Raw genomic sequence first — 15,989 nt, 5'->3', positions numbered from 1 at the left:
TATTGGATGACTCCATTAAAATACTACTAATCTTCCATTAAAGCCTTTTAAGATTCGAAATAATATGAACATTATACTTTTACTTGTTTCTACTAAATGTTCAAGTTAAAATAAAATCAATCAAACTGTATTAAGGGAGAGAGCATATGGGAAACAAGAAAATCAGAAAGATCGTCGTGTATTTAATGCTTATCTCAATGTTATTAACGAGCTTATTATCAGGTATCGCATTTCTTTTGTAATAGACACCGTATTGGGGAGGGGAGCAGAAAGCTTCCCTCTCTTTATTTTATCGCTCCGTTTTTCTTAGCCAGCGTTTTGAAATCCTCGTTCGATAGGGTGATCAATACCTTAGTGCCGATGGGGACTTTTTCGTACAAACGCTCCACATCAGATTTATGCATCCGTACACAGCCATTTGAAATATATTTACCAATCGATGATGGCTGATTCGTACCATGTATGCCGTATATCCTCCCATCGGTATTTCGTGCATCGAAGCCAATCCATCGCGATCCCAAAGGGTTCCTGGGATCACCGCCAGGAATATTCTTTTTCCGGTAATATGGATTGACCGCTTTTACTTTGACCGTGAAAATCCCTTCAGGTGTCAGTTCCTGACTCTTTCCCGTACCGACCGGCAGAATCTCCTTGACCTCGTTATCATCAATGAAAGCCAATTTATTGTTGGCTTTATTGATGATGATAAACGGATCGCCAGGCTTAACCGATTGAGGCTGGGCCTGTACCTGTAACGGCCACAAAGATAGCATAAGCAATAAAGAAAGGATCCATTTCATTTGTATCATTCCTTTACTTTTTTGCTTAGTTTAAGCCAAGTGCCTCTTTTTCATTCGGTTGCCGGTCTGCTTAGGTAATCCCTTGAAGGAATGCTTCAACAATAAATAGCGCTCCATTTCCTTCATGAGCTGCAGTAATGCAGCCCTGGATTCGAACTCTTCACGTGTTTGCGGCAGTGCCATTCCCCTAAAATGTATCTCCATTTCTTCAAGCTTCTTCAAATAAAGGATGGCCGTATTTTGTGGGTGGACGTTTTCTGCCAAATCTTCTATAAAATCAGCCACTATCCCGCTTTGCTTGACGACCAACGGAATATTCGTGACCAAGGGAAGAATTCGTTCAATAATTTCAAATTGCTTTTCACGCATTTTGAAATAATGGTAATACAGGTCTTCTTCCCTTAAGAAATGATTTTCCACGTCCCTGAAGGCAAGGCTCTTGGCTTGATTAAGAAGATTGGCTGTTTCGGTAATTTCCTTACCATCCCATGTGTGATCATTATCCCTCAAATAGCGGACAATTCCCATCAAGATCGCACTGAAGTTCGTTTCGATACTTTCCTGATAGGCCAGCAGTTTGTCATCGACACTGGGCATGTACAGATTCATGACAAGTGCCACTCCAACTCCAACTGCAATTAATATCGTTTCATTGATCAGCAGGGAAAAAGTAATGTTACCGGACCCGTATAGGTGCATGATGATGACGCTGCTCGTCACGATCCCCTCATTAATCTTCAAGGCAACTGTCGTTGGAATGAAAATCAAGAGAATCAACCCTATTATCAGCGGATGAAATGCGATGAACTGAAATAATAGGGATGCATAGGCCATTGCGATCAAACAAGCTAAAAACCGGTGCCAGGAGGCATACACCGACTTCTTTTTTGTAACTTGGATGCATAAGATCGCAATGATTCCCGCGGCAGAGAAATATTCGAGATTAAGCATTTGTGCAATAATAATTGCCAGGGTGGCCCCCAAAGCAGTTTTAATCGTCCTGTACCCGATTTTAAACATTGTTATGTATCACCTGGCTCTTTCTCTATCTATTATAATACTATCAGGAAATCAGATATTTTTACAGTCCTTTGCGAGTTAAATTTCCAATTTTTCTAAATACATGCACGCAAAAATACATTATAGGAAAAAAATAAAAAAGGTAACTAAATGTTACCTTTTTTTCACAATTATATACTATTTGCTTTAGCTTATAAAACTTTTTCCAAGAAGTCTTTTGCACGCTGGCTTTTCGGATTGGAAAAGAAATCTTCTGGAGCACTTTCCTCAACGAGCAGACCCCCGTCCAAGAATAGTACTCGATCGGCCACTTCTTTGGCGAATCCCATTTCATGCGTTACAATCAGCATGGTCATCCCCGTATGTGCCAGTGACTTCATAACCTCGAGCACTTCTTTTACCATCTCGGGATCAAGCGCCGAAGTCGGCTCATCGAAAAGCATTACTTCCGGGTTCATTGCCAATGCCCGTGCAATCGCGACCCTTTGTTTTTGTCCGCCTGACAGACGATTCGGATAAGTCGATTCTTTATCGGCCAAACCGACTTTAGCCAATAGCTCACGAGCTTGTTTTATAGCCTCGGACTTTGATAATTTTTTCACCTTCATAGGTGCATATATCAGATTCTCCAGTACGGTTTTGTGTGGAAATAGATGGAAATGCTGAAATACCATTCCGACATTTTCACGCACTTTCATGATATTGGTCTTTTTTTCAGTGATGATTTGATCTTTAAACCTGATTTGACCATCAGTTGGAGTTTCAAGCATATTGATGCAGCGTAAGAAAGTTGATTTTCCCGAACCGGATGGACCGATGATCGCTACCACTTCACCCTGTCCTATCTCGGTGCTGATTCCTTTTAAAACTTCGAGCTTACCATAATTTTTTTTGAGTCCATCAATTTTAATCACTGCGTCTCATTCTCCTTTCAATCACTTTGCCTAAGATGGTGAGAATCATGACCATCACATAATAAATGAGACCGGCAAATAAAATCGGCTCGAAGAATTTATATGTCTCACCGCCGACAATATAAGCACGGCGCATGATATCCCCTAATCCAATAATTGTGACAACGGCTGATTCCTTCGTTAAGGAAATCAATTCGTTAACAAGAGATGGCAGGATGTTCTTGATGGCCTGCGGAAGGATAATATTAAGCATCATCCCTGAGTAAGGAACCCCAAGTGCAAGTGCAGCTTCTCGTTGGCCTTTATCGACAGCTAAAATGCCTCCCCTGATAATTTCAGAGATATATGCCGCTGAATTTAGCCCAAATGCTAGAAATGCCGCTTGGAACGCTTCGATTTGAATTCCTAATATTTGTGGTGAACCAAAATAAATCAGCATTAATTGCAGCACCAAAGGGGTACCGCGAAAAATGGATGTATAAAAGTCAGCAATCCAATTCAATGGCTTGATTCTGCTGATTTTAAGTATAGATAATAATATTCCCAAAACAAATCCGATTACTGCCGCTACCGCTACAACCTTTAATGTAGTCGGTATTCCCTCCAGGATATATGGAAGGGAAGGCATAATCCTTTCAAATTCCAGATTCACTCCATTCATCCTCTCTTATGAAGGCCGTTATCTTTAGGGCCTTCCTCCTGCTTCATTTTATTAACAATAAAGCGCGGAAAAACGTTCAGAAGGCATACCAAATCTCTTCTGAACGCTTTTCATCTCTCTGCATTATTCAGTTTCACTGCCACCGAACCATTTTAATATTAATTTTTCCATTTCACCATTTTCCATCATTTTTTTCAACTCGGCATTGAATTCTTCAGTTAACTTGCTTCCTTTTTGGAAAGCGATTGCCGATCCGGCATCTTGTTCACCGGACTCAATCAAATGCCCCACCAATTCTTTATTATCTTTCAAGTAGCCTTTTGCCACAGTATCTTCCATGATCACGGCGTCAAAACGTCCTGTTGACATTTCTTGGACAACCTCCGGAATACGATTCCTTTTTTCAACTTTCATCCCGATATCTTGGGATTTATTCAAGTCATTTGCCAATGTCTCCTGAATGGATGCAAGCTGTACGCCTACCGTTTTCCCTTTTAAATCTTCAACAGTTTTGATTTTACTGTCCTTTGTCGTGATGATCATGTTTTTAGCTGTATAGTAAATATCACTGAAATCGACTGATTGCTCACGTTTTTCTGTTGGAGTCATTCCTGAGATAACGAAATCGACCGATTTATTTTCCAGGGCAGGCACAAGACTATTAAAGTCAATGTCCTTCACTTGGACCTCATAACCTAATTTTTTCCCGATTGCTTTAGCGATATCAATGTCAAATCCTTGGATTTCATCACTTTTAGATGTTTCAACAAATTCAAATGGTGGATAATCCGCAGATGTTCCCATTACCAGGACCTTCTTGTCTTCATTGTCAGCTGTGTTCTTATCTTCTTTCTCTGATGTTCCGCATGCCGCTAAAATACCTACTAATAAAATAGAAGTAAGCAACAATGCTAACTGCTTTTTCAACTTCATTATTATTCCTCCAAAATGATATTTTCAATTCTTTTGTTATTAAATTAGGTTAGTTAAATTTCTAATAACTAATATTCATACACTAATGTGTATTTTAACACACTCTAATAATTATTCAATAATGTAAATAATAGATTCATTTTTCAGAATATTATCATAATTACACATCTAGGCTTCGTGCTTTCTCACCAAAGGTAATATATCCGCTTCCATATATATCTTCTTTCCCAAAAGATCCTGACTTATGCAATTTCATGAATAAAAAAACCCATCGATTGGGCGGGTACAGATTGTAGACAAAATTCGAATAAAAGCCAGTTTTTATATAGTTTTTTTCTTAAAAAAGTGTTTCTATTGATTCCAGAAATCCGCTCCCGTTCCGCCGACTGTCTGCCAAGCTTCTCAGCGCAAGCGCCTGTTGGCTCTCGGCTAGCCAGTTATCCGGGATGCGTGTCATAATCTCCGCAATTCAATTATGGATTAAAGTAAAAACCACCTAAGAAATTCTAGTCTGTTCTAAGATCATGGTTCGGATGAGTCCATTCCGAATCACTTTTTGTCGACAAACTAAAACCCGCCGATTGGGCGGGTTTTTAGGTTATCGCTATGGATTAAACTTCTTCGCAATATTGATCGAAGTAGTCTTGTAATTTTTCTACTACAGACATCGGGTGGTGCCCTTCAATTTCATGGCGTTCTATCATGGTGATGATTTTTCCATCCTTCAGCAATGCAAATGATGGGGATGACGGCGGATATCCTTCGAAATAATCACGGGCTTTTTCCGTTGCCTCTTTATCTTGCCCAGCAAAAACGGTTACAAGCTGATCTGGGCGCTTATCATTATGGATTGCATGAGCAGCTGCAGGTCTAGCTATTCCACCAGCGCAGCCACAAACGGAGTTTACCATAACAAGTGTCGTTCCTTTTTGTGCAAATACTTCCTCTACTTCTTCGGGAGTGGTCAGTTCTGTATATCCAGCAGTCTTTATCTCATCGCGAGCCTGTTTGACTACGTCGTTCATTAAAAAATTAAAATCCATATTCATGGCATTTGCTCCTTCCAAGTTTTCTCTTCAATCCTATCATAACAATTGCCTCTTCGTGATTCAATAAATTTACCTATTAAAACCGCATATTCCGTTCCAAACATGTTTAAAACGAAAGGGGAGCGGGAATCATGTGTGTAACAACAAGACTTACAAAAGGATGGGGCAGGCGCGGGAGAAGATCCATGCCTGCCCCATCCCCTTTATTTTTCATTAGAATTAAATGTCTCGGCAAAAGATTGAAAGGCCTGCTTAACAGCAGCAGTAACCGTTTTATTCCCTGACATCACTTGGTTCTCAAGTATAGGAAGAAGATTCTTGACGGTTTCATTTTTATAAAACATCGTTTTAAGCTGGTGATCGATCAATGAATAAAGCCATTCCCTAGATTGCATTCTTCTCCGTTCTTGAAAAACACCCGATTCCTTGGTCATATGGGAAAATTCATTCAATACATCCCAAAGCTCAGGAATTCCTTTACCGGTTATGGCGGAACAAGTATATGCCTTTCCTGCCCAACCCTTTGTTGCTGGCTGAAGGAAGTGCAAGATTCTGCTGTATTCGGATTTCGTCCTAATCGCCAGGGGGAGGTTCTCTCCGTCGGCCTTATTGACAACAATTCCGTCCACAAGTTCCAGAATCCCTTTTTTCATCCCTTGCAATTCATCTCCGGCACCCGTTAGGACAAGAAGCATGAAGAAGTCGACCATACTTCGAACTACGGCTTCACTCTGACCGACCCCGACAGTTTCTATCAGTATCACATCAAATCCTGCCGCTTCACAAAGCAACATCGTTTCCCTCGTTTTGCGGTGAACCCCGCCCAGAGTTCCTTCGGATGGTGAGGGTCTTATGAAGGCATTGGGGTTTCTAGCCAGTTCCTCCATCCTTGTCTTATCGCCCAGTATACTTCCGCCATTGACCGAAGAGCTTGGGTCGACGGCTAGAACGGCAACCTTATGGCCCCTGTCACATAAGTAGGTTCCGAACGTCTCGATGAAGGTACTTTTCCCGGCACCAGGCACTCCGGAAATCCCGATGCGGATTGAGTTCCCTGTATGAGGAAGGATGGCCTGCAATAATTCCTGTGCATGATCCAAATGGTGGGATGCATTGCTTTCAACCAATGTAATTCCTTTGGCTAGCTTGGCCCTGTCCCCTTTTATAATTCCCTCTTTAAGTTCATGGACCGGTATGTTTACATTATGTTTTTTGACGAATTTGCTTTTTGAAGGTTTGTTTTGGCTGGCTGTTAATTCCACACCTGGCTTTAATGAAGTAGCAAAACCTTCCTGATTGTTAAGATCGACCCATTCCGGCTTCTTGTCTTCACTCATTATTGGGCCACTTCCTCATATCCGAGGCGATTGTATATTTCCTGAAGCACTTTCTTTGCTGCCTGCGGAATGACCGTCCCAGGTCCAAAAATGGCTGTAGCGCCATTTTCCATAAGATAATCATAATCCTGTGCAGGGATGACGCCGCCTACGATCACTATGATGTCCTCTCGTCCCAAGTTCTTCAGTTCCGTCATAAGCTGCGGCAACAATGTTTTATGGCCGGCAGCAAGGGAACTCATTCCGACTACATGCACATCATTTTCCACCGCCTGGATGGCGGTTTCTTTCGGTGTTTGGAATAATGGACCGATATCGACATCATAGCCTAAATCCGCAAACCCCGTTCCGACTACTTTAGCTCCGCGATCATGACCGTCCTGGCCCATTTTAGCCATTAACAAACGCGGTCTTCTTCCTTCATTTTCAAGGAATTCTTCCGTCATGCGGACGACTTCCTCAATTTCCGCTTCTTTTGAGTACGCCGAGCTGTATACGCCGCTGATAGAACGGATCGTTGCTTTGTGACGTCCAGCCACCTCTTCGATCGCATCGGAGATTTCACCTAATGAAGCCCGTACTCTTGCTGCTTGCACAGCCAGTTCAAGAAGGTTACCCTCGCCAGTTCTGGCAGCCATTGAAAGCGCTTGAAGAGCTTCATCCACCTTTGCCTGATCACGTTTCGCTTTCAAATCGCTCAGTCGCTTAAGCTGACTTTCGCGAACTGCTGTATTGTCAATCTCCAGTATTTCAATCGGATCTTCTTTTTTCAACCGATACTTATTGACGCCTACGATCGTTTCATCTTGAGAATCGATTTTAGCCTGACGCTTTGCAGCGGCTTCCTCGATCCTCATTTTTGGAAGGCCGGTTTCAATTGCCTTCGCCATTCCTCCCAGACCTTCGATTTCTTCTATGTGAGCCCAAGCCCGTTCGATCAATTCATTAGTGAGCGATTCTACATAGTAAGAACCCGCCCATGGATCGATTACTTTTGTGATCCCGGTTTCCTCCTGCAGATAGAGCTGTGTATTTCGTGCAATGCGTGCCGAGAAATCCGTTGGCAGGGCAATGGCCTCATCCAATGCGTTCGTATGGAGCGATTGTGTATGTCCAAGTGCAGCCGCATGCGCTTCAATGAGGGTCCTTGCGACATTGTTAAACGGATCCTGCTCGGAAAGGCTCCAGCCGGAGGTTTGGGAATGAGTCCTCAATGCCATCGCTTTATTATTTTTCGGTTCGAATTGTTTCATCAGTTTTGACCAAATGAAACGAGCCGCCCGCATTTTCGCCACTTCCATGAAATAGTTCATTCCTACAGCCCAGAAGAATGACAGGCGTGGTGCAAATTTATCGATATCAATGCCTGCTTTCATTCCGGTACGTGCATACTCAAGCCCATCCGCCAACGTATAGGCAAGTTCGATATCAGCCGGCGCCCCCGCTTCTTGCAGATGATAACCGGAGATGGAAATGGAATTGAACTTGGGCATATATCTGGAAGTATACTCAAAGATATCAGCTATGATTTTCATGGACATTTCAGGCGGGTAGATATACGTATTCCTAACCATGTATTCCTTTAAGATGTCATTTTGAATCGTGCCTGAAAGCTTATCCTGTGTTACGCCTTGTTCTTCGGCTGTCACGATATAAAACGCAAGGATCGGTAATACTGCACCGTTCATTGTCATAGATACGGACATCTGATCAAGCGGAATGCCGTCGAACAAGATCTTCATGTCAAGAATGGAATCAATGGCAACTCCCGCCTTCCCCACATCACCGACAACGCGCGGATGATCGGAGTCATAACCGCGGTGTGTAGCTAAATCAAAAGCAACTGAGAGCCCTTTTTGCCCCATCGCCAGATTACGTCTGTAAAACGCATTGGATTCCTCAGCAGTAGAAAAACCTGCATACTGCCGTACCGTCCAAGGCCGATTGACATACATCGAAGGATAGGGCCCCCTTGTAAAAGGAGCGATGCCTGGCACACTTTCCATATGCTCCAGGCCGCGAATATCTTCCTCAACATAAAGCGGTTTGATTTTTATTTGTTCATTGGTTTCAAACAGAAGATCCTCAATGTTTTTCCCAACGGCTTTTTCGACTTCCTTTTTCCAAGCTTCCACTGTACCTTTCATCTCGGACTTAGCAGGATTTATAGCAGAAAAATTCGGTTTTTTCATTTCAGTTCACCCCTAGCTTCTGCAATAATTCAAGTAAAATGGATATTGCATTCGTTTTAACATGGATAAAATCTTTGACCCCGGCTTCTCTTAGTGTAATCTCCAATTCTTCTTGCTGCTTCCCCGCAATATAAATGGTGATGTCAGGGAATTGCTTTTTAATTTCTTTAATGATGACTGGCGCTAATTCCGAATAGTCACCATCACTGCCGCAAAGACAATAGATTGGGAGTTTGGTCACAGCTACATAATCGATTGCTTCCTCAACGGCTTGACATCCCTTACTGCCGATTGTTTCGATACCACCTGCTGCCGCAAGACTTTGAACGAAATCAGCACGAGGTTTATAGGATTTGAGATTTTTCAAATTAATTAAACCGATAGTTGGAGCCGTTCCGCTTATTCCTTTAAACTTTTCACTGCGTAGTCTTATCTGTTCGAACTGACTGGATACCCGTTCCAATTCAAGTGGGGTAATGCCAATCGGCTTCGCAACTTTCATATATGACACATGTTTATCCTTTGCCGTGTTTTTAATCTTATCAGCGGGATTCGGATATACATTCGTTCCGATGATGCTTTCTTTTCTGAAAGCCGCATTTTGAACTCTTCCTTGGTAAACTTCAGCTATTTCTTTCTGAAGGATACCTTGTTTAATTAGCTCCAGAATCCCTCCAGCTGCATCGATTTCAAGGAATTTTGCCCAAGCCTTTTCAGCCAACTCATCCGTTAGTTGCTCAACATACCATGAACCGCCAGCAGGATCGACAACTGTTGTAATGTTTGTTTCTTCTTTTAAAATCAAGTGAGTATTACGGGCAATTCTTTCTGAAAACTCATCGGTTGCACCGGTTGCGTGTGTAAATGGATGAATTTGAAGATATTGAATGCCTCCAATGGCTGCTGCAAAAGCTTGGTTCGTGGTCCGAAGAATATTGACGTGCTGATCATATAGCGTTTCTGTCAACTCGGAGGTTACGGCATGTATCGTCATTTTAAAATGGTCCGATGCTGTATCGAAAGCTTCTGCAAGACCTGCCCAAAGCCTTCTGGCAGCCCTCAGTTTAGCGATGGACATGAAGTAATTTGAATCCACTGCAAACGAGAATACTATTTTTTCGGAAACCGCAGCAATAGAAAGACCTTGCTTTTGCCCTTCCAATAGATATTGGACGGCTGCCGATAATCCGTATGCTATTTCTTGTACGGAATTGGCTCCTCCATTATGGTAGACTGCCGTATTAATCAAAATTGTTTTTAAATCCCTGCCTACCTTCTGATAGTCCTGGATCGTCTTCAGCCAGTCTGCAAAATAGTTATCCGTATCATCTGGCAGCTGACCGCAAATGAGCCATTCTGCAATTGGATCTTCAGCAATGACGCCTGTCAATTGGGTATTTTGTGCTTCGGCAACAGCTTTGAATTGAGGGAATAATTCTTTTTGTTTCCCCTTAAGGTCAATGAAAACCGGTATTTCTTTTAATGATATTTCCTTAAACAAGGTTTCAGCCCTTGCTCCCTCGGAAAGCAATCGTGCAGGATACGCCACGACATTTTGACCGCGCTTGAATGCAGCCCTCATCTTTTCATTTGCTTCTTCAGCCGTGATACCGCTTACAGGTTGAACGACAAGCCAAGGTTTGTCATGATATCCCGTTGGGGACGTTCCTCGGGTGAAAGGGAAAAATCCTGGCAATTCAGCTACTTTTTCCGTTGATTCCGCCTTTTCTGTATAGAGTGGATATAAAGCGATGCCCTCATATGTATTCGTTTTAAGCTTTTCTACACTTTTCCCTTTTAAACTTGCTTCCGCAGCTTCTTTCCACTCTTCAAAAGAAGGCTTAGGAAAGGTTATGTTTTTTACATCTTTCAGTTCCATCTGTAATCGCTTTCTTATCCTCATACGCCCTTTTCCTTCATTGGGAGAACGAACGCTCAGTCAGTTTTGGATAAGAAAACCACCCTCCCGTCAATTTAATCTGGATTATACTAACATTCTACCATAATTTTCTTGAAATTTAAGACAATAGAAATTAGCAAACCTGTTATTAGGGAAACCACTAGCCTATTTTGCCTCTTTAAATCAAGTACAGTCCCTGACCTGTATTAGAACAGCTCTTAATAAAATAATAGCAAAAATAAAATTTTTGTCGATGTTTTTCTACGGAAAAGCGAAGTGCAAAAAAAAAGGAAGGACCTTCCGGCCTTCCTTTTCTTCATTTTAGTATATGGGAGTGTTGTCTTTGGAAATCTTTTCGATGATTTCTTTAACCCTCGCGAGGAATCGTCCGCATACCAGTCCGTCCAAAACACGATGATCAAGTGATAAACAGAGATTCACCATATCTCGTACTGCAATCATGTCATTAATGACCACAGGACGTTTTACAATCGTTTCAACCTGTAAAATGGCTGCCTGTGGATGATTGATGATTCCCATGGACTGGACAGAACCGAATGAGCCAGTGTTATTAACAGTGAACGTACCACCTTGCATATCCTCTGCTTTTAACTTACCTGACTTCACTTTTGATGCAAGTTCCTGTATTTCCCTTGCTATACCTTTGATTGATTTTTCATCTGCATTTTTAATGACCGGAACAAATAGGGCATCTTCAGTTGCAACGGCTATCGATATATTGATTTCTTTCTTTTGTACGATTTTTTCGCCGGCCCACATCGAATTCAGTTCTGGAAATTCCGTAAGGGCTTGAGCAACCGCTTTTACGAAAAAGGCAAAGTATGTTAAATTATAGCCTTCTTTTTGTTTAAAATCGGATTTTAGATTATCACGCAACTTCACCATATTGCTGGCGTCAACTTCCACCATCGTCCAAGCATGAGGAATTTCATGCTTACTTTTCAACATATTGGACGCAATTGCCTTACGGATGCCGGTTACCGGTATTTCCTTGTCACCAGCCGCAGTCGGCACGTTTGTTACTGGACTTGTTTGACGATTGACTTGAGGAGCGATCTCTTCAGGAGCCGCATCGGAAATTGCGGAAGGCTCATCCGCCTTAGGAAGATTCCCTGATTCAACAAGTTTCAGTAAATCTTTACGGGTGATCCGTCCCTCATTCCCCGTCCCTTTAACTTTTGACAGATCGATTCCATGCTCCTGGGAAAGTTTTAACACAGCTGGCGAATAGCGAGCTTTCCTTGATGGTTCTCCCGCTTGCTGCACATCTCTTGTAACAGGTGCCTCAACTTTTACCTCATTTTGAGAAACTTGCGCAGCATTTTCGTTATCCGTCTTTGCCGTTTCAACTTCTATCGAGCAGATGACTTCCCCGACTGCCAATGTTTGATTCTCATCCGCTTTCAATTCCTTGATGATGCCGGTGAAGGAAGAAGGAACCTCAGCATTTACTTTATCCGTCATCACTTCAGCTAGCGGGTCATATTTCGTGACATGATCACCAGGCTTCACAAGCCATTTACTGATGGTTCCCTCTGTGACACTTTCGCCTAGTTGGGGCATCTTCATTAATTCCATAGCCATAATTCGTTCCTCCTTCTTAACAGTCATTAATACTCGGCCAATTCCCTCATTGCCTTTTCCACTTTATCAGGATTCACCATGAATTGTTTTTCCATCGTAGGTGCATAAGGCATGGCAGGTACATCCGGGCCGGCCAATCGTTTTACAGGGGCATCCAAATCAAAAAGGCAATGCTCGGCAATTATGGCTGCGACCTCACTCATGATGCTTCCTTCTTTATTATCTTCCGTAACCAATAATACTTTCCCCGTTTTAGAAGCTGCTTCTATGATGGCATCCTTATCCAAAGGGTACACGGTACGCAAGTCAAGAACATGTGCAGAAATTCCATCTGCAGCTAATTTTTCTGCTGCCTGAAGGGCAAAATGCACACAAAGGCCATAGGAGATGACAGTAATGTCTTCCCCTTCCCTTTTCACATCCGCCTTACCGATTGGAAGTACATAATCTTCAGTAGGCACCTCACCCTTGATCAAGCGGTATGCGCGTTTATGTTCAAAGAAAAGCACTGGGTCTTCATCGCGAATGGCAGCTTTAAGCAAGCCCTTTACATCATACGGAGTGGAAGGCATCACAATTTTCAAGCCCGGCTGATTGGCAAAGATCGCTTCAACCGATTGCGAATGATAAAGAGCTCCATGAATTCCCCCTCCATATGGAGCACGGATTACCATAGGACAGCTCCAGTCATTATTGGAACGGTATCTGATTTTGGCTGCCTCTGAAACAATTTGGTTAATGGCAGGCATGATGAAATCAGCGAATTGCATCTCAGCTATCGGCCGAAGCCCATACATGGCGGCTCCAATTCCAACTCCTGCGATTGCAGATTCTGCGAGCGGGGTATCGATGACCCTGTCTTCACCGAATTGGTCATATAAACCATTAGTGGCTTTAAAGACCCCACCTTTTTTCCCTACATCCTCTCCCAATACGAATACACGGGAATCCCGTTCCATCTCTTCCCTCATTGCCATTGTCACGGCATCTATATAAGAAATCACTGGCATTCTATTACCCCCTTACTTTTGTGCATAGACATGATCCATAGCACTTTCAGCCTTTGGATATGGAGCATTTTCAGCATAATCGGTTGCTTCGTTGACTATCTTCATGACTTCATCATTCAGTTGTTTCTCAAGGTCATCATCCATGATTCCCACTTCTTTTAAATAGGCTCCAAATGTCATTATGGAATCCTTCGTTTTGGCTTCGGCCACTTCGTCCGCCGTCCGGTAGCTTCGGTCATCATCATCACTTGAATGTGGTGTAAGCCTGTATGAGACGGTTTCCACTAGTGTAGGGCCTTCTCCCCTTCGTGCACGGTCAGCCGCTTCTTTCACCGCAGCATACACGGCCAATGGATCATTGCCATCCACCGTTATCCCAGGCATCCCATAGCCAATCGCCCTGTCGGAAACATTTTCACACGATAGCTGTTTCTCTATAGGAACTGAAATCGCATATTTATTATTTTCACACATGAAAATGACCGGTAGCTTATGCACACCTGCAAAGTTGGCCCCTTCATGAAAATCGCCCTGATTGGATGAACCTTCCCCAAACGTTACGAAAGTCACCAAATCCTTACCTTCCATCTTCCCTGCAAGGGCAATTCCGACTGCATGCGGGACCTGTGTCGTTACAGGCGATGAACCAGTGACGATCCTATTTTTCTTTTGACCAAAATGACCTGGCATTTGGCGCCCTCCGGAATTGGGATCTTCCTCTTTCGCGAAACCTGAAAGCATCAAATCTTTTGCGGTCATTCCGAAGGTAAGCACCACACCTACATCCCGGTAATAAGGCAGCACATAATCCTTTTGCCGATCAAGCGCAAACGCTGCCCCAACCTGTGCAGCTTCTTGCCCCTGGCAGGAAATCACGAAAGGAATTTTCCCGGATCGGTTTAGAAGCCACATGCGCTCATCAATTCTGCGGGACAAAAGCATTGTCCGGTACATATCTAAAACCGTTTCCTCATTTAAGCCTAATTGTTCATGACGTTTTTCTACCATCATAAAACCTCCTGACCTTATTCTTTAAGAATGTATGGCACGTCCATCGACAGCAAGGGCCGCCTCCCCGATTGCTTCGGAAAGACTTGGGTGCGGATGAATTGTCTTGCCTATCTCCCAAGGTGTCGCATCAAGCACTTTTGCAAGTCCAGCTTCTGAAATCATATCCGTAACATGTGGCCCGATCATATGAACACCCAGTATATCATCCGTTTTCTTATCGGCGATGATTTTGACAAAACCATCCGCTTCCCCGAAAACAAGGGCCTTACCAACTGCACGGAATGGGAATTTCCCTATTTTAAGGTCATAGCCTTCCTTATTTGCCTGATCTTCCGTCAAACCGACACTTGCAGCCTCAGGGCTTGAATACACACATTTAGAAATGAGCGAATAATCCAGCGGTTCCGGTTTTTTGCCTGCAATATGTTCAACGGCCGTAATACCTTCATGGGAGGCAACGTGTGCCAATTGCAGACCGCCGATACAGTCACCGATCGCATAGATATGTGATTCCTTCGTTTGGAAGAAGTCATTGGTTTCAATAAAACCTTTTTCTTTCACAATCTCCGTATTTTCAAGGCCGATCCCTTCAACATTTGCTGACCTTCCTACGGAAACCAGCATTTTTTCAGCTGTGAATTCCTCTACCGAACCTTTGACTTCAGCAGAAATGGATACTGAATCACCCGTTTTCAGGGTTTCAGGCAATACCTTGGCACCTGTAACGAATTTGACGCCTTTTTTCGTTAGGAGACGAAGCATTTCACTGGAAATATCATGGTCTTCTGTCGGGATGATTCTATCTGCATATTCCAGTACTGTCACTTCCACACCAAAATCATTGAGCATCGAAGCCCATTCAATGCCGATAACTCCACCGCCTACAATAATCATCGATTTTGGCAGGCTCTCAAGCGCTAGAGCTTCATCCGATGTAAGCACCAATTCCCCATCAATCGCTAAACCGGGCAGTGTTTTCGGACGCGAACCGGTTGCAATGATGACATTCTGGGGAATGAGCATTTCATTTTCACTGCCATCATTCATTTCCACGGAAATTGTCCCAGGCATCGGTGAAAATATAGAAGGACCAAGTATACGCCCTAACCCTTCATAAACCGTTATCTTTCCTTGTTTCATCAAGTGCTGAACTCCTTTATAGAGTTGATCGACCACTTTAGTCTTTCTTTCCTGCACTTTAAGGAAATCTACCTTTACATCCCCGGTAACAATACCGAATTCCTCACTTTTCACTGCAGTCTGATAAACTTCCGCACTCCTTAAAAGTGCTTTCGAAGGGATACAGCCTTTATGTAGACACGTTCCGCCGAGCTTGCCTTTCTCCACGACAGCCGTTTTCAATCCTAATTGAGCAGCCCTTATCGCCGCCACATACCCGCCTGTTCCTCCTCCGAGGATAACGAGGTCAAATTCTTCAGCCAAAACCACTCCTCCTCACAAATACATACAATTTGTCACCATTTTTACTTGCCCTATGTTTATTACGTTATCCATGTTGAAAATTCCTGTGTTTATTTAAAAAAACACAGGAATCTA

14 protein-coding genes are annotated in these 15,989 nt (G+C 43.0%); 1 reads left to right on the top strand and 13 read right to left on the bottom strand.

What is annotated here, in order from left to right:
* Positions 1 to 146: 146 nt before the first annotated feature.
* Positions 147 to 242: a stressosome-associated protein Prli42 gene (prli42, locus tag J7I96_RS28490; RefSeq protein ID WP_155726463.1), complete on the top strand. Its 96-nt coding sequence runs from the start codon at positions 147 to 149 to the stop codon at positions 240 to 242.
* Between the two features lie 42 nt (positions 243 to 284).
* Here the strand turns inward: prli42 and J7I96_RS22720 are convergent, their stop codons facing one another.
* The 13 genes from J7I96_RS22720 to lpdA form a co-directional block, all read right to left on the bottom strand.
* On the bottom strand, positions 285 to 800 hold the full coding sequence (locus tag J7I96_RS22720; RefSeq protein ID WP_202313180.1) for a L,D-transpeptidase: 516 nt from the start codon (positions 798 to 800) through the stop codon (positions 285 to 287).
* Between the two features lie 30 nt (positions 801 to 830).
* Positions 831 to 1,820, bottom strand: coding sequence for an aromatic acid exporter family protein (locus J7I96_RS22715; protein WP_214773220.1), 990 nt, complete (start codon positions 1,818 to 1,820; stop codon positions 831 to 833).
* A gap of 191 nt (positions 1,821 to 2,011) precedes the next feature.
* On the bottom strand, positions 2,012 to 2,734 hold the full coding sequence (locus tag J7I96_RS22710) for an amino acid ABC transporter ATP-binding protein (protein ID WP_214773222.1): 723 nt from the start codon (positions 2,732 to 2,734) through the stop codon (positions 2,012 to 2,014).
* Positions 2,727 to 3,386, bottom strand: a complete 660-nt coding sequence (locus tag J7I96_RS22705; protein ID WP_034311315.1) for an amino acid ABC transporter permease — start codon at positions 3,384 to 3,386, stop codon at positions 2,727 to 2,729. Before J7I96_RS22705 ends, J7I96_RS22710 begins: the two co-directional genes overlap by 8 nt.
* Positions 3,387 to 3,518: 132 nt before the next feature.
* Entirely contained in the window at positions 3,519 to 4,322 is an 804-nt protein-coding gene (locus tag J7I96_RS22700; protein WP_214773313.1) for a transporter substrate-binding domain-containing protein, read from the bottom strand.
* Positions 4,323 to 4,939: 617 nt separating this feature from the next.
* On the bottom strand, positions 4,940 to 5,377 hold the full coding sequence (locus J7I96_RS22695) for a BrxA/BrxB family bacilliredoxin (protein ID WP_034308239.1): 438 nt from the start codon (positions 5,375 to 5,377) through the stop codon (positions 4,940 to 4,942).
* 203 nt (positions 5,378 to 5,580) lie between these two features.
* Positions 5,581 to 6,714, bottom strand: coding sequence for a methylmalonyl Co-A mutase-associated GTPase MeaB (meaB, locus tag J7I96_RS22690; protein ID WP_214773223.1), 1,134 nt, complete (start codon positions 6,712 to 6,714; stop codon positions 5,581 to 5,583).
* Positions 6,714 to 8,906: a methylmalonyl-CoA mutase gene (scpA, locus tag J7I96_RS22685; RefSeq protein ID WP_214923415.1), complete on the bottom strand. Its 2,193-nt coding sequence runs from the start codon at positions 8,904 to 8,906 to the stop codon at positions 6,714 to 6,716. The genes meaB and scpA overlap by 1 nt, the downstream gene beginning before the upstream one ends.
* Position 8,907: 1 nt before the next feature.
* Positions 8,908 to 10,809 (bottom strand): methylmalonyl-CoA mutase family protein, encoded by a 1,902-nt coding sequence (locus J7I96_RS22680; RefSeq protein ID WP_214923413.1) that lies wholly within the window; start codon positions 10,807 to 10,809, stop codon positions 8,908 to 8,910.
* A gap of 318 nt (positions 10,810 to 11,127) precedes the next feature.
* Positions 11,128 to 12,411, bottom strand: coding sequence for a dihydrolipoamide acetyltransferase family protein (locus J7I96_RS22675; protein ID WP_214773228.1), 1,284 nt, complete (start codon positions 12,409 to 12,411; stop codon positions 11,128 to 11,130).
* Between the two features lie 26 nt (positions 12,412 to 12,437).
* Positions 12,438 to 13,421, bottom strand: coding sequence for an alpha-ketoacid dehydrogenase subunit beta (locus J7I96_RS22670; RefSeq protein ID WP_034308251.1), 984 nt, complete (start codon positions 13,419 to 13,421; stop codon positions 12,438 to 12,440).
* 12 nt (positions 13,422 to 13,433) lie between these two features.
* Positions 13,434 to 14,429, bottom strand: a complete 996-nt coding sequence (locus J7I96_RS22665) for a thiamine pyrophosphate-dependent dehydrogenase E1 component subunit alpha (RefSeq protein ID WP_214773229.1) — start codon at positions 14,427 to 14,429, stop codon at positions 13,434 to 13,436.
* A 24-nt stretch (positions 14,430 to 14,453) separates the two neighbouring features.
* Positions 14,454 to 15,875, bottom strand: coding sequence for a dihydrolipoyl dehydrogenase (gene lpdA / locus J7I96_RS22660; protein WP_214773230.1), 1,422 nt, complete (start codon positions 15,873 to 15,875; stop codon positions 14,454 to 14,456).
* Positions 15,876 to 15,989: the final 114 nt, after the last annotated feature.

Origin of the sequence: Bacillus sp. ISL-78 (assembly GCF_018613455.1) — a bacterium.
GTDB lineage: Bacteria > Bacillota > Bacilli > Bacillales > DSM-1321 > Peribacillus > Peribacillus frigoritolerans.
This window is presented reverse-complemented; position numbering and strand designations above follow the sequence as displayed.